This window comes from Ruegeria sp. BHSA191 (assembly GCF_059613325.1).
Genome location: NZ_JBXWSH010000018.1, coordinates 35426 through 56232, shown reverse-complemented (window position 1 = coordinate 56232; position 20807 = coordinate 35426). Strand labels below are relative to the sequence as shown.

General features: G+C 64.6%; 19 protein-coding genes. 8 read left to right on the top strand and 11 right to left on the bottom strand.

Translation table 11 applies throughout. The features are described 5' to 3' along the window. Window positions 1-5 precede the first annotated feature (5 nt). Together AC2FNS_RS15615 and AC2FNS_RS15610 are read left to right on the top strand one after the other, a co-directional pair. Window positions 6-926, top strand: a complete 921-nt coding sequence (locus tag AC2FNS_RS15615; protein ID WP_496711753.1) for an ABC transporter permease — start codon at window positions 6-8, stop codon at window positions 924-926. Then, window positions 923-2185 (top strand): ABC transporter permease, encoded by a 1263-nt coding sequence (locus AC2FNS_RS15610; RefSeq protein WP_496682373.1) that lies wholly within the window; start codon window positions 923-925, stop codon window positions 2183-2185. The genes AC2FNS_RS15615 and AC2FNS_RS15610 overlap by 4 nt, the downstream gene beginning before the upstream one ends. Window positions 2186-2218: 33 nt before the next feature. Here the strand turns inward: AC2FNS_RS15610 and AC2FNS_RS15605 are convergent, their stop codons facing one another. The 10 genes from AC2FNS_RS15605 to AC2FNS_RS15560 all read right to left on the bottom strand — a co-directional run bounded on the left by AC2FNS_RS15605 (window position 2219) and on the right by AC2FNS_RS15560 (window position 13469). Next, on the bottom strand, window positions 2219-4138 hold the full coding sequence (locus tag AC2FNS_RS15605) for a beta-galactosidase (RefSeq protein ID WP_496711752.1): 1920 nt from the start codon (window positions 4136-4138) through the stop codon (window positions 2219-2221). Beyond that, window positions 4135-4995, bottom strand: coding sequence for an SMP-30/gluconolactonase/LRE family protein (locus AC2FNS_RS15600; RefSeq protein ID WP_496797754.1), 861 nt, complete (start codon window positions 4993-4995; stop codon window positions 4135-4137). Before AC2FNS_RS15600 ends, AC2FNS_RS15605 begins: the two co-directional genes overlap by 4 nt. Continuing rightward, a complete protein-coding gene (locus tag AC2FNS_RS15595) occupies window positions 4992-5597 on the bottom strand; it encodes a 2-dehydro-3-deoxy-6-phosphogalactonate aldolase (protein ID WP_496803906.1) in 606 nt (201 codons plus the stop codon). Before AC2FNS_RS15595 ends, AC2FNS_RS15600 begins: the two co-directional genes overlap by 4 nt. Further along, window positions 5594-6487: a 2-dehydro-3-deoxygalactonokinase gene (locus AC2FNS_RS15590; RefSeq protein ID WP_496685333.1), complete on the bottom strand. Its 894-nt coding sequence runs from the start codon at window positions 6485-6487 to the stop codon at window positions 5594-5596. The genes AC2FNS_RS15595 and AC2FNS_RS15590 overlap by 4 nt, the downstream gene beginning before the upstream one ends. Before the next feature lie 4 nt (window positions 6488-6491). Continuing rightward, a complete protein-coding gene (locus AC2FNS_RS15585; RefSeq protein WP_496711749.1) occupies window positions 6492-7259 on the bottom strand; it encodes an SDR family NAD(P)-dependent oxidoreductase in 768 nt (255 codons plus the stop codon). Then, a complete protein-coding gene (locus AC2FNS_RS15580) occupies window positions 7259-8968 on the bottom strand; it encodes an IlvD/Edd family dehydratase (protein WP_496711748.1) in 1710 nt (569 codons plus the stop codon). The genes AC2FNS_RS15585 and AC2FNS_RS15580 overlap by 1 nt, the downstream gene beginning before the upstream one ends. Window positions 8969-8981: 13 nt before the next feature. Further along, window positions 8982-10322 (bottom strand): alpha-glucosidase/alpha-galactosidase, encoded by a 1341-nt coding sequence (locus AC2FNS_RS15575; protein WP_496711747.1) that lies wholly within the window; start codon window positions 10320-10322, stop codon window positions 8982-8984. Between the two features lie 22 nt (window positions 10323-10344). Continuing rightward, entirely contained in the window at window positions 10345-11193 is an 849-nt protein-coding gene (locus AC2FNS_RS15570) for a carbohydrate ABC transporter permease (protein ID WP_496682354.1), read from the bottom strand. Window position 11194: 1 nt separating this feature from the next. Further along, window positions 11195-12118, bottom strand: coding sequence for a carbohydrate ABC transporter permease (locus tag AC2FNS_RS15565; protein ID WP_496685325.1), 924 nt, complete (start codon window positions 12116-12118; stop codon window positions 11195-11197). 91 nt (window positions 12119-12209) lie between these two features. Beyond that, complete coding sequence (locus AC2FNS_RS15560; RefSeq protein WP_496713356.1) at window positions 12210-13469, bottom strand: ABC transporter substrate-binding protein; 1260 nt, start codon at window positions 13467-13469, stop codon at window positions 12210-12212. 142 nt (window positions 13470-13611) lie between these two features. On the opposite strand from AC2FNS_RS15560, the gene AC2FNS_RS15555 reads away from it, so the two are divergent. The 6 genes from AC2FNS_RS15555 to AC2FNS_RS15530 all read left to right on the top strand — a co-directional run bounded on the left by AC2FNS_RS15555 (window position 13612) and on the right by AC2FNS_RS15530 (window position 19757). Continuing rightward, window positions 13612-14406 carry an IclR family transcriptional regulator gene (locus AC2FNS_RS15555; protein ID WP_496713354.1) on the top strand — a complete coding sequence of 265 codons (795 nt, stop codon included), beginning with the start codon at window positions 13612-13614 and terminating at the stop codon, window positions 14404-14406. Next, window positions 14403-15461 carry an ABC transporter ATP-binding protein gene (locus AC2FNS_RS15550; protein ID WP_496713352.1) on the top strand — a complete coding sequence of 353 codons (1059 nt, stop codon included), beginning with the start codon at window positions 14403-14405 and terminating at the stop codon, window positions 15459-15461. The genes AC2FNS_RS15555 and AC2FNS_RS15550 overlap by 4 nt, the downstream gene beginning before the upstream one ends. Window positions 15462-15583: 122 nt before the next feature. After that, window positions 15584-16543, top strand: a complete 960-nt coding sequence (locus tag AC2FNS_RS15545) for a dihydrodipicolinate synthase family protein (protein ID WP_496713350.1) — start codon at window positions 15584-15586, stop codon at window positions 16541-16543. Then, window positions 16534-17469: a 4-hydroxyproline epimerase gene (locus AC2FNS_RS15540; protein ID WP_496713348.1), complete on the top strand. Its 936-nt coding sequence runs from the start codon at window positions 16534-16536 to the stop codon at window positions 17467-17469. Before AC2FNS_RS15545 ends, AC2FNS_RS15540 begins: the two co-directional genes overlap by 10 nt. Before the next feature lie 16 nt (window positions 17470-17485). Beyond that, window positions 17486-18724: an NAD(P)/FAD-dependent oxidoreductase gene (locus AC2FNS_RS15535; protein ID WP_496797824.1), complete on the top strand. Its 1239-nt coding sequence runs from the start codon at window positions 17486-17488 to the stop codon at window positions 18722-18724. A gap of 7 nt (window positions 18725-18731) precedes the next feature. After that, the gene (locus AC2FNS_RS15530) at window positions 18732-19757 is read left to right on the top strand and encodes a trans-3-hydroxy-L-proline dehydratase (protein ID WP_496797823.1); all 1026 of its coding nucleotides are present in this window, start codon (window positions 18732-18734) and stop codon (window positions 19755-19757) included. Here the strand turns inward: AC2FNS_RS15530 and AC2FNS_RS15525 are convergent. Next, on the bottom strand, window positions 19754-20770 hold the full coding sequence (locus tag AC2FNS_RS15525; protein WP_496803905.1) for an Ldh family oxidoreductase: 1017 nt from the start codon (window positions 20768-20770) through the stop codon (window positions 19754-19756). The two genes, AC2FNS_RS15530 and AC2FNS_RS15525, sit on opposite strands and share 4 nt — an antisense overlap. Window positions 20771-20807: the final 37 nt, after the last annotated feature.

Below are 20807 nucleotides of genomic sequence, written 5' to 3'. Positions count from 1 at the left end.
GAGACATGCCCTCCTATCTGAAGGATTTCTTCAACCGCAACGGCACCGGCATGGGGCTGACGATCCTGGGTCTGGTCCTGTTCTGGACGATCGGCCTGATCATCCTGCCGCAGCTGTCGATGCTGGACTTCTCCTTCCGTCCCAACCTGCCGCCCCCGGAAATCGGCGGCCCCAAGGACGTGTACACGCTGGAGAACTACAAATACCTGATCTACGGCCCCGAGGGCGGCAGTCAGGACTACAACACCGTCGATCTACGGGTGTTCTTCCGCACACTGGTGGCGGCGGTCTGCGTGACGATCTTCAACCTGATCCTCTGCTATCCGATCGCCTATTACCTGGGCCAGTCCAAGGGCAGTCACATTCGCATCTTCGCAGTCATGTTGATCATCCCCTATTGGATCAACGAGATCCTGCGCGCCTTTGCGCTGCGTATCATCTTTGGCGAAACTGGCGTTCTGAACACGCTGTTCGTAGGCCTGGGCATCTGGGACACGCCCTTCGATTTCATCCGCAACGACATCGCGCTCTATGCTGGTCTGGGCTATGCCTACATCCTGCTGATGATCTTTCCGATCTACAACGTGATCGAAAGCCTCGACCGGAACCAGATCGAGGCGGCGCGGGATCTGGGGGCGCCCTGGTGGCGGATCCACTGGCGGGTGGTCATCCCATACGCCAAGCCGGGGATCAGCTCGGGCTGTACCATGGTGTTCATGCTGTCAGCCGGTGCGCTGGCCGCGCCGCAGATCCTGGGAGGGCCGTCAAGCCTGTGGTTCACGCAGCTGATCTATCAGCAGTTCAACGACAACAATGACTGGCCCCAGGGCGCAGCCTATGCGGTGGTGCTGCTGGTGACCTGCATCCTGTTCGTGCTGGCGATGATGCGCCTGTTCAAGGTGAACATGGGGGATATCGGGAAATGAACAATTCCTTCCTCCGCATAAGCATCTGGGTCTATCTGGCGATCTTCTTCGCCTATCTGCTGGGTCCGCTGGTGATCATGTCGATCACCGCCTTCAACTCGTCCAGCTTCCCGCGGATGAGCCCGTGGGAATGCCTGACCTTCCAGTGGTTCACCGAACTGTTCCAAGATCAGCGCATCCTGAACGGGATCAAGAACTCGTTGATCATCGGGGCGGGAACGGTGGTTCTGTCGGTGGCGATGGGGCTGGCCGGCGCGCTGATGCTGACCCAGATCTGGCCCCGGCTGCGCGCCACCTACTATACGATCATCATCGCGCCGATCCTGATCCCGGGCGTGGTGCTGGGCATCTCGACCCTGGTGTTCTGGGACCGGATCAACCGGATGCTGGGGCTGGGCGCGGACAGCGTCCTGTCGAACGGGGTGTTCCTGACGGTGATCGGCCAATCGACCTTCATCGCCAGCTATTGCATGCTGGTGCTGGTGGCGCGGTTGCAGCGCTATGACACGGCGCTGACCGAGGCCGCGCTGGATCTGGGTGCGACCCATGCGCAGGCGTTTCGCAAGATCCTGCTGCCGTTCATGCGCCCGGCGATCGCGTCGGCGGCGGTGCTGGCGTTTCTGGCCTCGTTCGAGAACTACAACACCACCACCTTCACCTTCGGTGAGTATCCGACGCTGACCATCGAGCTGGCGCAGAAGGTGCGGTACGGCATCACGCCCTCGATCTCGGCGTTGGCCTTCATCATCGTGGCGCTGACGGTGTTCTTTGCCCTTCTGAACGAGGCCAAGCTGCGCCGGCAGGAGCTGGTCGCCGCCGCCCGCCGCAACGCGACGGTGCAGGACCTGGGCGGCAAGATCCGCCTGCCCAGCTTCTTTGCCGGGAACATGGCGGCGGTGTTGCTGGTGGTCTTTGCGGTGGCGACGATCACGGTGGTGGGCACGGCGGCGGTCTACAGCCCCGACCAGTGCATCGCCAACGTGAAAGAGCAGAAACGCCTGGAGGCCGAACGCCGTATCCAGGAGCTGCGCAAGCAGCGCGAGGAGCAGCGCAAGCAGCGCGAAGCCCAGGAGGCCGAGCAGGGCGGAGCCACGCAATCGGCGCCCAAACCCTCGAACAACAGCGGCTTTGGCGGTGTGTTCGCGCCCGGCACTCTGGGTGGCGGCAGTGACGCCGAGCCCGAAGCCGAAGCACCGCCCAAGGGCAATAGCGGCTTTGGGAACGTGTTCGATCCCAACAGCCTGAGCGGCGACCAATAGGCGCGCCGGTCAGGGCTTCTGCCCGGCCTGAGGTCAGCCCCGGCCGGGCGGATTGCGTTTCAGAATGGCCACGTCGCAGGCCGCGATGGTGTGCCCGTTCCATTCGACGGAATGAGCGTTGTAGTTGATCAGGAACTGATGGGTCGTGGTTTCGCGCCGCCGCAGGCCGGGCGGCATCGGATGCAGGGTCAGCCCGACCTTCTGCGCGGCCATTTCAACGATCCGGTCCCACAGGTCTTCGTCCGGGAATCCGGCCAGATACCAAAGCTGGTCGCCCCCTTTCAGTGCCGGGGTTCCGTCTTCGAAAGTCAACAGATTGGGCGCGTTGCCGGTCAGCCGCTCGACCCAGTGTTGCGCGGCGCCGCCGCCCTGAACCGGGCGGGTGATCTCGGGCGGCAGAGATTCCACCAGCGCCACGTCGCAGTCCAGCGCTTGCAGGCCGGGGCGGCCTTGGGCCGGGATCTGGAAATCAGCCGTGATTGCACCTGTGCGCGGGCCCAGAACCGTCAGTTTGGTCGCCGCGCGCAACCGGTCGGCCAGCGCGTCGTCCAGCGTGGCCAGCCCGGGGGCGAGAATCAGATCATACTCGGCTTCGTCCATGCCCGTGGCCGGCACGACATCGACCGACAGCCCGGCGCGGCGCAGGGCGCGATAAGCGGAAAACACCAGCCGGAAATAGTTGAACCCCGCGCCCTGAGGCTGGGTCGCCCAGGCCCAGTCCGACGGGTAGTCGAACAGGATGGCCACCCGCGCCTGCACCGGTTCGACCGGCCCCAGCGCGGCCAAATCCGCGACCGTCTGCTGCGCCTCGGTCAGACCGGGGGCAGGGCGGTTGTTCGGCGTCAGCAAGCCCGCGTGCATTTGTTCCTGCGCAAAAGGCGCCTGCCGCCAGCGGAAATAGCTGACCACCTCGGCCCCGTGGGCCACAGCCTCAAACGACCAAAGCCGCACCATGCCCGGCAGGGGGGCCGGGTTGTAGGGCGCCCAGTTCACCGGTCCGGGCTGTTGTTCCATCACCCACCAGCGGCCGCGCCCGACGGCGCGGTACAGATCGTGGTGAAAGGCCTGCATGTCGGGATCGCCCTGTTGCAGAAAGGCTGTCTTGTGCGCCGCGTCGGCCTCGAGCCGGTCGGACAGGAACCCGATCGGGTAGCTGTCCCAAGTGGCGATATCCAGATCGGCGCCCACCTCGAAATGGTCGAAATCAAGAATCCGGCCCATGTAGTTGTGCAGCAGCGGCGCGTCGGTCAGAGGCCGCAGCGCCTGAACCTGTGCCCGGTTGAAGGCCACCACCTGGTCCGAGCTGAACCGGCGGAAGGCCAGAACATGCGCCGGGTTGGGTTCGGTTACGGTCAGGTTGGGCAGGTCGATCTGATCGAAATCGCTGTATTCCATAGACCAGAACACGTTGCCCCAGGCCGCGTTCAGCGCCTCGACCGAGCCATAGCGTTCGGCCAGCCAGCGGCGGAAGGCCTCCCGGGCAGGCTCGCTGTAGCTGACGGTGGTGTCGTGGCAGCCATATTCATTGTCGATCTGCCAGGCGGCGACGTACGGGTTTCGGCCATAGCGTTCGCCCATGATCCGGGCGATGCGGACGCACTCATCGATATATCCGGGATGGCTGAAACAGTAGTGACGGCGCGAGCCGAACTTGCGCGGCTGCCCGTTTTCGTCCACCGCCAGCATGTCCGGGTGCCGGTCCAGCATCCAGCGCGGCGGCGTGGCGGTTGGGGTTCCCAGCACCACTTTCAGCCCGGCCGCACCAAGGGTCTCGATGGCCTGATCCAGCCAGTCGAATGTCAGCCGGCCCGGTTCCGGCTCCATCCGGCTCCATCCGAATTCGCCGATCCGGACCCAGCGCAGACCGGCCTCGACCATGCGCGCGGCATCTTCGGCCCACATTTCTTGCGGCCAGTGTTCAGGGTAATAGCAAACGCCAAGTTCGGGGGTCATAGGATAACTCTGTGTTCCGCCTGACCTTGGCCCGCGTTTTCGGCGGCAAAGGTCATTCCGTTAGTGGGGTGTGACGCGATGGTGTCCGCATCCAGCCCTTCGCGGGCCGAGGTGCAAAACAGCGTCGTCAGATCCGGCCCGCCGAAAGCGGGGCACGAGGTATGGGTTGCCGCGAAGGACACCGCGCGCAGGAAGGTTCCGCCGGCGTCATAGGCCGCGACCCGCGCCGCGCCCCATTGTGCGAGCCACAGGTTACCCGCGGCATCGACGACCGCGCCATCGGGGTTCAGACCCTTGGCGCGCAGGTCCAGAAACACCGCGCTGTCGCCCTCGGGCCAGCCGGTTTCGGGGTTCAGACCCCAGCGCCGCACCTGCCCGGTGGCCGTGTCGCAGAAATAGGCGCAGGACCGGTCGGGCGCGAAACTGATCGCGTTCGAGATGGTTACGTCCGGCACCAGCTGCCGCAGCTCACCCCGCCACAAGCGATAGATCGCCCCCGCGCCCCGTTCCGCGCGCTTGCCCATGGTGCCGATCCAGAATCCGCCCCACGGATCAGCCCGCCCGTCATTCGAGCGGGTCACCGGGTTGTCGGCCTCGAGCGCGATGATGCGGTCCTTGCGACGGCTCTCCAGCCCGAACGTCCACAGCCCGGTTTCCGACGCGATCAGCAGCGTGTCGCGGTCGATCCAGCCTGCGGCCGAGACGTGCTCGGCAAAATCCCAGCTTTGCGGACCATCCGCTTCGCGGGTCATCAGGCGCTTGTTGACGATGTCGAACCAGAACAGCTGTTGCCGTTCGGGGTGCCAAAGCGGGCCCTCGCCCAACTCGCACGGGCGGTCGTCAAAGACCTGGCTCATCTCGCGGCCTCGTCATAGGCGGCTACGATCCTGCGGGCGTTCTCGGCGATCTGGTCCACGGACATGCCGGGTTTGAACAGGGCCGAGCCGATGCCGAACCCGTCAGCCCCGACCTTGAGCCAGTCGCCGAAATTCTCGGGCCCCGCGCCGCCAACGGCATAGACCTGCGTACCCTTGGGCAGGATCGGGCGCATGGCAGCCAGCCCCGCCGGTCCGGCCATCACACCGGGAAACAGTTTCAACCCGGTGGCCCCGGCCCGCAGGGCGACGAAGGCCTCGGTTGGGGTATAGATACCGGGCCAGCTTTGCAGGCCCAGATCCACCGTGCGCGCGATCACCTCGGCATCGCAATTGGGCGACACGATCAGCTTGCCGCCCACGGCAGCCACCTGTTCGACCTCGTCCACGGTCAGGACGGTTCCGGCCCCGACCAGCGCGCGGTCGCCGATCGAACGGGCCATACGGCCGATGCTGTCCAGCGGGTCGGGCGAGTTCAGCGGTACCTCGATCCGGTCGATCCCTGCGTCCAGAATGGCCTGGCCGACGGCCTCGGCCTGCGCCGGGTCAAGCCCGCGCAGAATGGCGATGATGGGGCGGCTCATGCGGTTTGCCTCGTGAGGGTGCGGGCCTGTAGCAGACCGGCCAGCGTGGCCTGGGTCGCGTCGGCGGTTTCGACGAACGCGCCCTGTTGCTGCAGCGCCGCGGCATAGATGTGCGACAAGGCCTCGGCGCCGACGATGGCCAGTTGCTGACCCAGCCAATAGGGGCGGGTGGCGGCCAGCTCGGCACCGATCAGGGCACCGGACAGGCGGGCCCGTGCGGTGGCCGGGTCCTGGCCGTGCAGCAGGTCGGCCGCACGCAGCCCGAACAGCCGCCCGGCCAGTTGCTCGGGCTTTGACAGCGTGTCCGCCACGGCCGTGGCGAAGGCGTCGTCGTCCCAGCCTTCGCCCACCGAGTGTTTCAGTACCGAGTGCTGGCCCAGCAGATCGAAAAGTTCACCCGTCATGAAGGTGCGGAAGCTGACGACCTCGCCCGCGCTGACCTGCACCCATTTGGTGTGGGTGCCGGGCAGGCAGATCACGCCATCCCAATGCGGGCGCGTGGACAGGTAGCCGGCGATCTGGGTTTCCTCGCCGCGCATCACGTCCGCGGGGTCGTCCTGTTTCAGGCCTGGCACCACGAAGGCGCGGATGCGTGGATCGGTGCCGGGCACGCGCACCGGAACGGTCGAGATCGGCTTGGCGGGAACAGCCACATAGGGCGCCTCGACCCAGCCCTGGCGGGCACCGACCATGCCGCAGGCGATCACATCGACGGGCGCCGCGCCCAGCCAGCCCTGGACCAGCGTCAGCAGCGCGTCCTGGAACTGATCCCGGCCCAGCGTTGCCATGCCCCGGTCGCATTGGGCGTGGTCCAGCACCGTATCGCCCTGCATCGCCCAGGCGCGCAGATGCGAGGTGCCCCAGTCTACTGCGATCCACTCGGTGTTCATGTCCTCACCCCGTTGTGACCACGCCGCCATCGACGACCATGCATTGCCCGGTCATGGCGCGGCTGGCCGTTGATGCCAGAAACAGCGTCGGCGCGATCATGTCGTCCGGACGCAGATGTTCCTTCAGGCATTGGCGATCCATATGCGCGGCCAGATCTTCGGGCGTGGCCCACATGTCCAGTTGTTTCTGCGTCAGCACCCAGCCGGGCGCCAATGCGTTGACGCGGATGTTCTTCGGCCCCAGCTCACGCGCGAGCGAGCGGGTCATGCCGGTGATTCCGGCATTGGCCGTCGTATAGATCGGATAGCCCGCATTGCCCATCATGTAGCTGATCGAGCTGAAGTTGATGATCGACCCGCCGGTTTCTGCCATCTGCCGCGCGGCCTGCTGGCAGGCAAAGTAATAGGCTTTGAGGTTCACCGCGATCATCCAGTCCCAGAACTCGGGCGTGGTTTCCTCGAGGCTGTGGCGCTTGTCGTTCGCGGCATTGTTGACCAGCACGTTCAGCGGGCCGTGGGCCTCGGCGGCCTTTGTCATGGTTTTGCGCAGCAGCGCAGTGTCGGTCATGTCGCCCTGCAGGAACAAGGGCGCGCGGCCGTGTTTGGCGCGCATCTCTTCGACGAACGCGCTGGCGTCGGACCGGCCGATAAAGGCGACCTTGGCGCCCTGGGCCAGGAACCCGTCGGTCAGGGCCGCGCCCACGCCGGACCCACCGCCGGTGATGAAGACGGACGCCCCGTCGAGGTCATGGAAAGTGGCTGGCTGGCTCATCAATGGCTCTCTCGGGTCACAAGGCGGGTGTCCTTGCCCACCAGGAAATCAAGGTCGGCCCCCTGATCGGCCTGCAGGACATGGTCGATATACAGCTTGGCATAGCCGCGGGTGTAATGCGGGTCGTCGGGCTGCCAGGCCGCGCGGCGGGCCGCCAGTTCCTGTTCGTCGACCAGCAATTCCAACTCGCCCTTGCTGGCGGACACGCGGATGCGATCGCCGGTTTTCACCAGCGCCAATGGGCCGCCCGCCTGCGCCTCGGGGCTGACATGCAGGATCACTGTGCCGAAGGCGGTGCCCGACATGCGTGCGTCGGAAACGCGGATCATGTCACGCACGCCCTGTTTCACCAGCTTGGCGGGGATCGGCATGTTGCCGACCTCGGGCATGCCCGGATAGCCCTTTGGCCCGCAGCCCTTGAGCACCAGGATGGTCTCGGGCGTCACCGGCAGGTCATCGCGGTCGATATTGGCCTTCAAGTCCTCGATGCTGTCGAAGACATAGGCCTCACCTTCCGTTTCCAGCAGGCTGTCGGTGGCCGCCGAGGGTTTTACGATCGCCCCGTTCGGCGCCAGGTTGCCGCGCAGAACGCGCAGCCCGGCGGCCGGTTTTACCGGATCGTCGAAGGAATGGATCACGTCGCGGTTGAAGCATTCTGCTCCTTCGTAATGGGCCGAGATGTCTTTGTTCAGAACGGTTATGGCCGGGCGCAGATGCGATTTCAGCTCGGACAGGACCACAGGCATCCCGCCGGCATAGCAGAAATCCTCCATCAGGTACTTACCCGAGGGCATGCAGTTGACCAGCAGCGGAATGTCCGACCCGATCTCGAAATCCTTCAGAGTCAGGTCCACGCCCACCCGGCCGGCCAGCGCCAGCAGGTGCACCACGGCGTTGGTGGATCCACCCACCGCGGCATTGGCCAGGATGGCGTTCTCAAACGCCGCCTTGGTCAGAATGTCCGAAGGTTTGAGGTCTTCGTCCACCATCTCGACGATGCGCTTGCCGGTCATGTGCGCCAGCGCCATGCGACGGGCATCGACGGCGGGCAGAGCGGCGTTTGTGGGCAGGCTCATGCCCATCGCCTCGACCAGCGACGCCATGGTCGAGGCCGTACCCATGGTCATGCAGACGCCCTTGGACCGGCTCATGCCGGATTCGGCGTTCATGAAATCCTGCAAGGTCATCTCGCCGGCGCGCACGGCTTCCGAGAACTTCCATACATCGGTGCCCGAGCCGATATCCTTGCCGCGATACTTGCCGTTCAGCATCGGCCCGGAACTGACCACGATCGTAGGCAGATCGACCGAGGCCGCGCCCATCAGCTGGCCCGGCGTGGTCTTGTCGCAACCACCCAGCAGCACCACGCCGTCGATGCCATAGGCGCGGATCGATTCTTCGACATCCATGGCCAGCAGGTTGCGGAACAGCATGGCGGTGGGCTTCATCTGGGTTTCGCCCAGCGACATCACCGGGAATTCGACGGGAAAGCCGCCGGCCTCCCACACGCCGCGCTTGACGCCTTCGGCCAGGTCGCGCAGGCCTGAATTGCAGGGCGTCAGCTCGGACCAGGTGTTGCAGATGCCGATGATCGGGCGCCCGTCGAACGCATGATCGGGAAAGCCTTGGTTCTTCATCCACGACCGATGGATGAACCCGTCCTTGTCGAGCTTGCCATACCAATGCTGTGAGCGGCGTTTCTTGGTCATTTGCGGGGCCCTTTCAAGCGGCTTTGGCGGGCTGGCACCAGTCGGGCAGCCAGTCGGCATGGGCGGTCAGCAGGTCACTGACCAAGTTGCGGATCTGGCGCAGGTCCAGTTCGGCGGCGGTGTGCGGGTCCATCATGGCGGCGTGATAGATGTGTTCGGGGTTTTCCTCGACCAAGGCGCGCACGGTCAGTTCCTGCACGTTGATCTGGGTGCGCATCAGGGCGACCAGCTGCGGCGGAATGTCGGTGACGACCGAGGGCTGCACGCCGTTGCTGTCGACCAGACAGGGCGTTTCGACCGCGGCGCCCAGCGAAAGCTGCGGGATCTGTCCGGTATTGGGCAGGTTGCCATAGGCGACGTACGGCGTGTCGGTGACGATTGCGTTCATCAGGTCGGCAGCGAACTCGTGGCTGCGGATCACCTCGATGTCGCGCCCGTCGGTCAGGGTCTTGGCCTGTTCTTTCCAGTTGGCGACCTGCTCTTCGCATCGGGTGGGATATTCGTCCAGCGGGATCTGGAACTGGTCGATCAGGTCCTGACGCCCATCCTTGATAAACCACGGGACGTACTCTGCCAGGTGTTCCGAGCTTTCGGTGCAGAAATAGCCCAGGTGATCCATCACCTCGTACCGCACCTTGTTCGGGCAGCGCGGCATCAGCAGCGGCGTCTTGGGCAGCTGGCCCGCGTGATAGCCCCGGCGCAGCGCCGGATACAGGTCGCGGCCCTGATGTTCGAGCCGCAGGAAGAAGGCCACGTGGTTCACGCCGGCAACGCGATAGCGGATTTCATCTTTGGGCAGGTCGAGGTCATGGGCCAGTTCCTCGACCGTGTTCTGGACCGAGTGGCACAGACCGACTTGTTTCAGCGCCGGGAACCGTTCGGCCAGCGCCCAGGTGTTGATGGCCATCGGGTTGACATATTGTAGCAGCGTGGCATCCGGGCACAGCTGCGTCATGTCGCGGGCCACATCCCACAGGACGGGCACGGTGCGCAGGCCGCGCATGATGCCGCCCACGCCCAGCGTGTCGGCGATGGTCTGGCGCAAGCCATATTGCTTGGGGATCTCGAAATCGGTGACGGTGCAGGGTTTGTAGCCGCCGATCTGGAAAGCCGTGATGACGAAATCAGCCCCGTCCAGCGCCGCGCGGCGGTCGGTGTGGGTGGACACGGTCGCGCCGGTCCCGACCGAGCGGATCATGGCGCGTGCGACGGTTTCGCTCTCGGCCAGACGCTCGGGGTCGATGTCCATCAGGGCAAAATGGCTGTCGGCCAGCGATGGGGTCAGCAGGGCGTCGCCCACGATGTTCTGCATGAAAATCGTGGAACCTGCACCGATGAAGGTGATCTTGGTCATGACTGTAAACCTTGACTAGGCGTTATTTTACGGCACCGAGGGTCAGACCCGCGATGAAGTGTTTCTGCATCAGAAAGAACATGGCCACCGGCGGCAGGGCCGCGACGATCGAGCCGGCACTCATCAAGTGATAGGCGGCGCGGAACTGCGCGTTGAAGCTGGTGATGCCGGCGGTGACGGGTTGGCTCTCGGCCCCTTGGGTCAGCACGACGGCCCAGAAATAGTCGTTCCAGATGAAGGTGAAGATCAGCACGCTGAGCGCGGCGATCGCGGGCTTCATCAGCGGCAGGACGACGTACCAGAAGATGCGCCATTCGCTGATGCCCTCGACCCGGGCGGCCTCGATCAGCTCGAACGGCAGGGCGCGGATGAAGTTGCGCATGAACAGGGTGCAGAACCCCGTCTGGAACGCGATGTGGAACAGCACCAGGCCGGTTTTCGTGTTGTAGAGCCCCAAGTCCAGCGTCAGGTCGCGCACCGGCACCATCAGGATCTGGAAGGGTACGAAGTTGCCCGCCACGAACATGAAGAAGATCCACAGGTTCGACTTGAACTTGTAAATCCCCAGCGCAAACCCGGTCATGCAGCTGAGCGCCACCGCGCCGATCACCGTGGGAACCGTGATCAGGAACGAGTTCAGCAGGTAGCGCGGCATGTCCGAGTTGAAGAACACCTGACCGTAGTTCCTGGCGCCTTCAAAGCTGGAGGGCAGGCCCCAGTAGTTGGCGTTGGTGAAATCCGCCTCGGGCTTGATTGAGAACAGGGCCACGGCCAGCAGCGGGCCGAGCCACAGCAGAAGGGCGATCGGCAGCATCGCCTGATAGGAAATCTGCGCCGCGCGGGGTTGTTTTTCGATCGGTTTGGGAAACATCTCAGTAACCCTTTTCTTCGCGGTACATCGACCACAGGAAGTAGGCGATGAAGCACAGCATGATCAGGAACAGGATCACGGCGATGGCCGCGCCATAACCCATGCGGAACCCGTATTCCGACAAGGCGACCTCGAACATGTAATAGGCCAGCACGCGCGAGGATCCGAACGGCCCGCCCTGTGTCATGATCGAGATCAGGTCGAACGACCGCAGCGCGCCGATGATGGTCACGACAAAGGCGATGAAGGTCGCGGGGCGCAGTTGCGGCAGGATGATATGCCACAGCATCCGCCCGCCCTTGGCGCCGTCCAGCCGGCCGGCCTCGATCTGTTCGGGGTCCACGGCGTTCAGGCCGGTCAGGTACAGGATCATGCAATAGGCGGTCTGCGGCCAGAGGCCCGCGAAAATGATGCCGTAGGTTACGAACCGTTCGTCACCCAGGACGTTCAGCGGACCCAGTCCGACCAAGCCCAATAGCTCGTTCAGCAGTCCGAAAGTGGGGTCGTAGAACCAGGTGAAGACCAGCCCGACTACGACCTGGCTGATGACGAAGGGAAAGAAGAACAGCGACTTGTACAGCCGGATGCCCCAGACCGTCTGGTTGAGGAACAGCGCGATGAACAGGCCGGCCGGGATCGCCAGCAGGTACATGACCAGCCAGATCAGGTTGTTCTTCAACGAGACATAGAAGGCGTCGCGGTCGACCCATTCCCAATACAGGTCTTCATAGTTGCGCATGCCGACATATTCGGCGGCGCCCAGCCCGTCCCATTCGTAAAGCGAGAGGTTGAAGGACTGGAAAACGGGGATGATCACGTAGACCATGAAGAACAGCACGCCCGGAGCCAGAAACAGCCAGGGTGCGATACGTTGCTGATTTCTGTGGAACCAGCTTTCGTGTTCGGTGACGTCGACGGCGGTCATGGTCAATCCCGGTTTGGAGAAGGCGGGACGGGGTCAGACCCGTCCTGTGATTGGCTGAGGCGTGGCCGGGGTTGCCCCGGCCACCACCCGATCAATTGTCGTAGATGCGCTGGCGCGCTCGTTCCAGCTTGGCCAGGATCTTGTCCAGGTTGTCCGGCTTGACCATGAACTCCTGGAAGCCTTCCATCGACACCTTGGCCATTTCCGCCGGTGCGTCGCGATCCCAGAACTGGGCGACGCCGCCGGGGCTGTTGGTCGACAGCATCTTGAAGCCTTCCTGCAGGAACTTGTCGTCGTCCACCGAGGATTTGGCGTTGACGGGCAGCTGTCCGAGGTTCTTGCCGTTGTTGATTTCGGTCTGCTCGTCAGCCGAAACGACAAAACGCAGGAACTCGCGCGCGGCTTCTTTGTTCGACGCGTTCGCCGGGATGTGGAACGTGTCGGTCGGCGCATCTTCGGCCAGCTCGACATCGGGGTTGATCGCGACGAACTGGTAGAAGTCCAGCTGGTCGTCGGTCAGACCGGCCTCGCGCAGCGGAGCCACCGCGAAGTTGCCCATCAGATAGGCCGCTGCATCACCCTGAACCATGAAGGGCAGGGCCTCTTGCCAGCTGTAGGTCTGGTGGTTGTCGATGAACGCGCCCATGTCGATCAGCTGCTTCCAGTTGGCGAAGGTCTGCTTGACCCGGTCGTCTTCCCAGCTGACTTCGCCATTGGCCAGTTGCTGGTGGAAGTCGAAGCCGTTGGTGCGCATGTTCAGGTAGTCGAACCAGCCGCCAGCCGTCCACAGGAACTTGGTGCCGATGGTATAGCAGGCGCGACCCGAGTCGACGATCTTCTGGCAGTTGGCCAGTTCTTCTTCCCAAGTGGTCGGCTCGGACAGGCCCAGCTCGTCAAAGATGTCTTTGCGGTAGTAGACGCCCCACTGATAGTAGGTGTAGGGCACGCCCCACTGCTTGCCGTCGATGGTCATCGCGCCCTTGGTCGAGGCCAAGTTTTCGGCGATTTCCGGCTCGGCCCACAGGTCCGATACATCTTCGAACAGTCCGGCCTCGACATAAGGCTTCATGCGGTTGGCCGCGTACCAGGTCGCGACGTCGGGCGTGTCCGCCGTCAGGAAGTTGCGGATCTGGGTCTTGTACGCCTCGCGGTCGATGACCGTGGTCTCGATCTCCAGACCCGGGTGCTGTGCTGCGAACCGCTCGATCATCGCTTCCATCGTCGCACGCGGCGCCGGATTCGATGTGTCGAGGAAGATTCGCAGCTCGCCGGTCAGTTCTGCCGAAACGGGCGCTGCAAGTGCCACACTGGCCGCCAGAGCCGCCGCAGTGCGCTTGAACATGGAATGCATGGTTTCCTCCCTTAGCTTCCATTTTACGGTTCCAAATAGTGAAACCAAGTTTTATATATTGAAAACTACACATCGAATCGGCTAGGCTTGTCAATACCCTCGCGGCCCGTCCGCTAGGGGAAGTGGAGGAGCAATCAGACCCGTGGCAGGTGACGGAACCATCGGCAAGGCATGTGAAGTGCTGGAGCAGGTCGCGGCGTTCGGCCGGCCTGTGCGGTTCGCCGAATTGCTGGAAAGTAGCAGCTTTCCCAAGGCGTCCCTGTACCGGTTTCTGCAGTCGCTGACCAATCAGGGCATGTTGTCTTACGACCCAGACCGGCAGACCTATTCGCCGGGGCTGCGGCTGGTGCGGCTGGCGCATTCGGCCTGGACGCAAAGCTCTCTGGCGCCGATCGCGCGGCCGATCCTGGATGCGCTCAGCCTGGAAACCGGCGAGACGGTGCACCTTGCGCAGCTTGATTCCAGTCAGGTTCTGTATGTGGACAAGCGCAATGCCAAGAACCCGGTCGAGATGTATTCCGAAGCCGGAAAGGTCGGCCCGGCCTATTGCACCGGCGTGGGCAAGGCGATGCTTGCCTATCTGGATGACGACCTGCTGGACAAGGCGATTTCGCAGCAAAGCTTTCACCGCTTCACCGACAGGACGCTGACCTCCGAGGCCGAATTGAGGGCCGATCTGGCCCGGATCCGCCAACGGGGCTTTGCCATGGATGATGAAGAGCACGAGCCCGGCATCATCTGCGTGGCCTGTCCGATTCTGACATCGGGCGGACGGATGCTGGGGGCGATCTCGATCACCGGGTCGACCCAGCGCATGGATTTCGATCAGTTGAAGAAATGGGTCCCTCGGGTGCGGTGTGCCGCCGACCAGATCGGGGCCGAAGCCGAAGCATGGCGGTTCCCCGAGGGCCGCAAGGACAGGATGCAAGCATCATGACAGGCGTTACCCTGAAGGGCGCAATCAAGCGGTATGGCCAGACCCAGGTCATTCACGGCATTGATCTGGAAATCGAGGACGGAGAGTTCTGCGTTTTCGTCGGGCCGTCGGGCTGTGGCAAATCCACCCTGTTGCGGATGATCGCCGGGCTGGAGGAAACCACCGAGGGCGAAATCCGCATCGGTCAGCGTGACGTGACCCACATGGACCCGGCCAAGCGCGGCGTGGCGATGGTGTTCCAGACCTATGCCTTGTATCCGCACATGACCGTGGCCGAGAACATGGGCTTTGGCCTGCGCATGAACGGCGTGCCCAAGGCCGAGATCGACCGGAAGGTGGCCGAAGCGTCAGAAATCCTCAAACTGGACCCGTATCTCAAGCGCAAGCCCAAGGCCCTGTCGGGTGGGCAGCGTCAGCGGGTCGCCATCGGCCGGGCCATCGTGCGCGGCCCCGAGGTTTTCCTGTTTGACGAGCCGCTGTCGAACCTCGATGCCGAGTTGCGCGTAGAAATGCGGGTCGAAATCGCTCGATTGCACCAAGAGATCGGCGCGACGATGATCTACGTCACCCACGACCAGGTCGAAGCGATGACCATGGCCGACAAGATTGTCGTGCTGCGCGATGGCCGGATCGAGCAGGTGGGCGCTCCGATGGATCTGTATCGCGACCCCGACAACCGGTTCGTGGCGGGGTTCATCGGCTCGCCCGCAATGAACTTTCTGGAATGCGATGTCGTCGATGGAACGGTGCGCCATCCCGCCCTGACGGACACGATTCCTGTGACAAAAGGGGTGCCGGCTGATGCCAGGAAGGTGACCTTGGGGATCCGCCCGGAACATATCGGCGTCGATCGGTCCAGCGACAGCTGCACCGTCGATCTGACCGAGGCGCTAGGCGGCGTGTCCTACAGCTATCTTCTGACGCCAAATGGTGACAAGTTGATCGTCGAAGAGCGCGACGACCAGCGCAGCAAGACGGGCGAGCGGATCGGGATTTCGGTCCGGCCCGAACGCGCAATGCTGTTCGATTCCGAAACCGGCCAGCGGCTGCGCTGAACGGTCCTCGACAACCACGTCCACACGCGCCGGGCCGGGGGCTGGGCGCGCTGTGATTCCCGTGGATTCCGAACCCGAAAACCGCTAACGCAGAGGCAGGATCTGCAAGAAAAGGACTGCCGATGCGACCAAATGTTTTCTCGGGCACGATGCCGGCCTTGATGACGCCGTGCAAGGCCGACCGAACCCCTGACTATGACGCTCTGGTTCGCAAAGGGCAGCAGATGATCGAGGCGGGGATGTCCGCGGTTGTCTATTGTGGGTCGATGGGCGACTGGCCGCTGCTGACCGATGACCAGCGTATGGAAGGGGTCGAGCGTTTGGTGCAGGCGGGCCTTCCAGTCGTGGTGGGCACGGGGGCGATCAACACGCGCTCGGCGGTGGCGCATGCGGCGCATGCGCAGAAAGTCGGTGCGGTGGGGCTGATGGTGATTCCGCGGGTGCTGTCGCGCGGCAGCTCGCTGGCGGCGCAGCGCAACCATTTCAAGGCCATCCTGTCGGCGGCGCCCGACGTGCCTGCGATTATCTACAACAGCCCGGTCTACGGCTTTGCCACCCGCGCCGATCTGTTCTTTGCGCTGCGGGCCGAACACCCCAACCTGGTGGGCTTCAAGGAATTCGGCGGCAGCGCCGACCTGCGCTATGCGGCCGAGCACATCACCAGCCGCGACGATGAGGTGACGCTGATGGTCGGCGTCGATACCGAGGTCTACAACGGCTTCGTCAACTGCGGGGCCACCGGGTCGATCACCGGCATTGGCACCGCGCTGCCGAAAGAGGCGCTGTTGCTGGCGGCGCTGTCGAAAAAGGCGGCCGAGGGCCATACCGAGGCCCGCCTGCGCGCCCGCGAACTGGACGAGGCGCTTGGCGTGCTGTCCAGTTTCGACGAGGGCACTGACCTGGTGCTGTACTACAAATACCTGCTGGTGCTGAACGGCGAAGAGGAATACCGCCTGCATTTCAACGAGACCGACGAGCTGAGCGACGCGCAGCGCCGCTATTGCGAGCAACAATATGCGCTGTTCCGCAACTGGTTCGCGGACTGGTCGCGGCAGGGCGGGGTGATCGCCGAATGCATGTGATCGACAGCCATACCGGCGGCGAACCCACGCGGGTGATCCTGGAGGGCGGGCCGGATCTGGGCAGCGGCCCGCTGGCCGACCGGGCCGGGAGGCTGGCCCGCGACCACGCCGATTTCTACCACGCGGTCCTGCGCGAGCCGCGCGGCCAGCCGGCGATGGTGGGGGCGCTGCTGGTGCCGCCGGTCGACCCGGACTGCGTGACCGGGGTGATCTATTTCGACGCGGATGCGGTGCTTGGCATGTGCGGGCACGGCACGATCGGGCTGACCGTGACGCTTGCGCATCTGGGCCGGATCGGGGTTGGCACGCACCGCATCGAGACTCCGGCCGGGGTGGTCTCGGTCCGGCTGCACGACGCGCACACGGTGACGGTGACAAATGTCGAAAGCCGCCGCGTGGCCCGCGCGGTCGAGATCGAGGTGCCGGGCCACGGCACGGTGACCGGTGACGTCGCCTATGGCGGCAACTGGTTCTTCATCGTCGATCCCAGCCCGGTGCCGGTCGAGCCCGCGAATATCCGAGCCCTGACCGACCTGGGCGTCGCCATCCGCCGTGCGGCCAATGCCGCGGGTATCGGCGGCGAAGCCGGAGAGCCGATCGACCATGTGATTTTTCAGGAGGCCGCGCCGGCCCCCGACGTCCACAGCCGAAACTTCGTTCTGTGCCCCGATGACGCCTATGACCGCTCGCCCTGCGGCACGGGCAGTTCGGCGCGGTTGGCGTGTCTGGCGGCCGACGGCCGCTTGGCGCCCGGTGATGAAATCGTGCAGGCCAGCGTCATCGGCAGCCCCTATCGGCTGTCCTATCAGCCTGGTCCGAACGGCGGGGTGATCCCCTCGATCACCGGTCAGGCTTTCGTGATGGCTGAAAGCCGCTTGATTTTTGATCCCGCCGATGCATTCCGTTCGGGTATAGCGATCACATGAAAAAAATAGAGATCAAATGAAGACAGACGTCATCGTTATAGGTGCCGGCGTGGTCGGCATCAGCGCGGCACTTGAGGTGCAGCGTCGGGGTTACGCCGTGCAGGTGTTGGACCGCGAAGGCGTGGCCGCGGGCAGTTCGGCGGGTAACGCCGGAGCGTTCGCCTTCCCCGAAGTCGAACCGTTGGCCACCCCCGGGATCATGAAAAAGGCCCCAAAATGGCTGCTCGATCCGTTGGGGCCGCTGTCGATTCCGCCCGCTTATGCCCTGCAGATCGCGCCGTGGATGTGGCGGTTCTGGCGGGCCAGCCGCCCCAGCCGGTATCAAGCGCTGGTCGCCGCGCAGGCCAGCCTGATGCGCCTGTGCCAGGCCGCGACCGAACGGCAGATCGCCGATACGGGTGGCGAGGCGATGATGCAGCGTGACGGACAGCTGCAACTGTATGAAAGCGCGGCCGAGTTCCGCGCCGCCTTGCCCACGTGGGAGTTGCGTCGCCAGCATGGCATCGCCTTCGACTTGCTGGAAAGCCCCGAGGCGATCGCCGAGATTCAGCCCGGGCTCAGCCCGCGTTTCACCCATGCCGGGTTCACGCCACACTGGTGGAACACCGTCGACCCCAAACGCTGGGTCGAGCATCTGGCGCAGGTGTTCCGCGACCGTGGCGGGGTGATCGAGACGCGCCCCGTGCGCGCGCTGGAGCTGTCGGACACGGGCGTCTGGGTGCGCTTCGATCAGGGGGCGGCGGATGCCAGCAAGGTCGTGGTGGCCGCGGGCGCATGGTCGCACCACCTGACCCGTACGGTGGGCGACCGGATTCCGCTGGAGACCGAGCGCGGCTACAACACGACCCTGCCGCCGGGCGCGTTCGACCTGCGGCTGCACCTGGCGTTCTCGCGGCATGCTTTCGTGGCCACCAAAATCAACGGCGGTGTTCGCATCGGTGGTGCGGTCGAACTGGGCGGGCTTGACCTGCCGCCCAATTTCAAACGCGCCGATACCCTGTTGAACAAGGCGCGCCAGTTCCTGCCGGGGTTGAAGACCGAAGGCGGGACGCAATGGATGGGATTCCGCCCCTCGCTGCCAGACAGCATTCCGGTGATCGGGCGGTCTCCGAAATCGCGGCACCTGGTCTATGCCTTCGGGCACGGCCATCTGGGCCTGACCCAGTCGGCCGGCACCGCCGAACTGGTGGGCGCGCTGGTCGACGGCACCGACCCGGCCATCCCGGTCGATCCCTTCGCCGCCACCCGGTTCTGAGCGGGTGATGCGCAGCAGCAAGACCATCCACGTGATCTCGGCCCATGCCGAGGGCGAGGTGGGGGATGTGATCGTCGGCGGCGTCGCCCCGCCGCCCGGCGACACGATCTGGGAGCAACGCAGCTTCATCGCCCGCGACCAGACCCTGCGCAACTTCGTGCTGAACGAGCCGCGCGGCGGGGTGTTCCGCCATGTCAACCTGCTGGTGCCGCCCAAACACCCCGAGGCCGACGCCGCCTTCATCATCATGGAACCCGAAGACACGCCACCCATGTCCGGCTCGAACGCGATCTGCGTGGCGACGGTGCTGCTGGACGGGGGCATCCTGCCGATGACCGAGCCGGAGACCCACCTGACGCTCGAAGCGCCGGGCGGGCTGGTGCGGGTGCGGGCCGAATGCCGCAACGGCAAGGCCGAACGGATCTTCGTGCAGAACCTGCCCAGCTTTGCCGACCGCCTCGCCGCGCCGCTCGAAGTCGAAGGGCTGGGGACCCTGACGGTGGACACCGCCTATGGCGGGGACAGTTTCGTCGTGGTCGACGCCGCAGCGTTGGGGCTGCGCATAACCGAGGACGAGGCCGCCGACATCGCCCGCTTGGGGGTGGCGATTACCTATGCCGCCAATGCACAGCTGGGCTTTGCGCATCCCGAGATCCCGGATTGGGACCACATTTCGTTCTGCGCCTTCTGCGGACCGTTGGCCGAAACCGAAACCGGCCTGACCGGCCGATCCGCGGTGGCAATCCAGCCCGGCAAGGTCGACCGCTCACCCACCGGCACCGCCGTTTCGGCCCGCATGGCGCTGATGGCCGCGCGGGGGCAGATGCGGCCGGGCCAGAGCTTCGAGGCCGTCTCGATCATCGGTTCGCGGTTTACCGGCCGTATACTGGGCACAACCCATGTTGGCGACCGCGCCGCCATCCTGCCCGAGATCTCGGGTCGCGGATGGATCACCGGCATCCACCAGCACATGCTGGACCCGGACGATCCCTGGCCGCAAGGTTACCGCCTGCGCGACACCTGGGGCGCCTAGTCCAGAAGGGCCAGCAGGTCGCGGTAAAGTTGCGTCGGAATCTCGGCATATCCCCGGGCGGTGTTACGCGCCCGGGCGGCAAAGCGGCGCTGCGACGGCAGGCGCGCGCCCTGATCGAGGATATCGGCAAACAGGCGCTCGGCCCGCGCGTCGTTGGCCTGTCGCCGCCCGCCGCTGAACTGGTCGGGGTCGAAGGCGATGATGATGTCGCCGTGGTATGGCGCGCCGCCTGTTCCTTGGGCGAATTCCATGCTCTCCAGGCTGGTCAGGTCGTCGATCAGCGGGCCGGCCAGAAGCTCGATCATGATCGACAGGGCCGAGCCCTTGTAGCCGCCGAAGGTCAGCATCGCGCCGTCCAGCGCCGCTTGCGGGTCGGTCGTGGGGTTGCCGTCCTTGTCGATTGCCACGCCTTCGGGCAAGGGTTTGCCCGCGCGCTTGTATAGCTCGATCTCGCCGCGGGCGAAGGCGCTTGTGGCGAAGTCGAAGGTGAACGGGTCCTCGCCCCTGCGGGGCCAGCTGAAGGCCAGCGGGTTGGTGCCCAGGCTGCCGCGCGTGCCCCCGGCCGGGGCCACCCAGGAATGGCTGGGCACCATCGCCATGGCCGCAAGCCCCTCGGCCGACAGGGCCTCGACCTCGGGCCACAGGGCCGAGAAATGAAAACAGCGGTTGATCGCCATGGCCGCGATCCCGTGGGTGCGAGTCTTGTCGACCAGATGCGGCATGCCGGTCTGGAATGCCAGCAACGACATGCCGCCCCGCGCGTCGACGCGCACGATGGCATTGTCCGAGGAGGTGACCTCGGGCTGTGCATGGCCGTCGATCTTGCCGGCCTGCATGGTCTGGGCGCACATGAACAGGCGAAACAACCCGTGCGACCGGCAATCATCCATCTGGCAGGTGGTCAGCATCCGCGCAATCGCCTGCGCGTGGTCGGGGCCATAGCCCACATGGGTCAGGACCTTCAGGCTCAGATCGGTCATTTCCTCGGGCGTCAGCCTTACCGTTTCGCTCATGTTCTGTCCCCTTGGGCTGATTTTGGTCGCCCAAGGG

Bases quoted from the DNA above. Each gene is read 5' to 3' on its own strand.
- AC2FNS_RS15615 (WP_496711753.1), top strand. From the start codon at position 6: ATGCCCTCCTATCTGAAGGATTTCTTCAACCGCAACGGCACCGGCATG.
- AC2FNS_RS15610 (WP_496682373.1), top strand. From the start codon at position 923: ATGAACAATTCCTTCCTCCGCATAAGCATCTGGGTCTATCTGGCGATC.
- AC2FNS_RS15605 (WP_496711752.1), bottom strand. From the start codon at position 4,138: ATGACCCCCGAACTTGGCGTTTGCTATTACCCTGAACACTGGCCGCAA.
- AC2FNS_RS15600 (WP_496797754.1), bottom strand. From the start codon at position 4,995: ATGAGCCAGGTCTTTGACGACCGCCCGTGCGAGTTGGGCGAGGGCCCG.
- AC2FNS_RS15595 (WP_496803906.1), bottom strand. From the start codon at position 5,597: ATGAGCCGCCCCATCATCGCCATTCTGCGCGGGCTTGACCCGGCGCAG.
- AC2FNS_RS15590 (WP_496685333.1), bottom strand. From the start codon at position 6,487: ATGAACACCGAGTGGATCGCAGTAGACTGGGGCACCTCGCATCTGCGC.
- AC2FNS_RS15585 (WP_496711749.1), bottom strand. From the start codon at position 7,259: ATGAGCCAGCCAGCCACTTTCCATGACCTCGACGGGGCGTCCGTCTTC.
- AC2FNS_RS15580 (WP_496711748.1), bottom strand. From the start codon at position 8,968: ATGACCAAGAAACGCCGCTCACAGCATTGGTATGGCAAGCTCGACAAG.
- AC2FNS_RS15575 (WP_496711747.1), bottom strand. From the start codon at position 10,322: ATGACCAAGATCACCTTCATCGGTGCAGGTTCCACGATTTTCATGCAG.
- AC2FNS_RS15570 (WP_496682354.1), bottom strand. From the start codon at position 11,193: ATGTTTCCCAAACCGATCGAAAAACAACCCCGCGCGGCGCAGATTTCC.
- AC2FNS_RS15565 (WP_496685325.1), bottom strand. From the start codon at position 12,118: ATGACCGCCGTCGACGTCACCGAACACGAAAGCTGGTTCCACAGAAAT.
- AC2FNS_RS15560 (WP_496713356.1), bottom strand. From the start codon at position 13,469: ATGCATTCCATGTTCAAGCGCACTGCGGCGGCTCTGGCGGCCAGTGTG.
- AC2FNS_RS15550 (WP_496713352.1), top strand. From the start codon at position 14,403: ATGACAGGCGTTACCCTGAAGGGCGCAATCAAGCGGTATGGCCAGACC.
- AC2FNS_RS15545 (WP_496713350.1), top strand. From the start codon at position 15,584: ATGCGACCAAATGTTTTCTCGGGCACGATGCCGGCCTTGATGACGCCG.
- AC2FNS_RS15540 (WP_496713348.1), top strand. From the start codon at position 16,534: ATGCATGTGATCGACAGCCATACCGGCGGCGAACCCACGCGGGTGATC.
- AC2FNS_RS15535 (WP_496797824.1), top strand. From the start codon at position 17,486: ATGAAGACAGACGTCATCGTTATAGGTGCCGGCGTGGTCGGCATCAGC.
- AC2FNS_RS15530 (WP_496797823.1), top strand. From the start codon at position 18,732: ATGCGCAGCAGCAAGACCATCCACGTGATCTCGGCCCATGCCGAGGGC.
- AC2FNS_RS15525 (WP_496803905.1), bottom strand. From the start codon at position 20,770: ATGAGCGAAACGGTAAGGCTGACGCCCGAGGAAATGACCGATCTGAGC.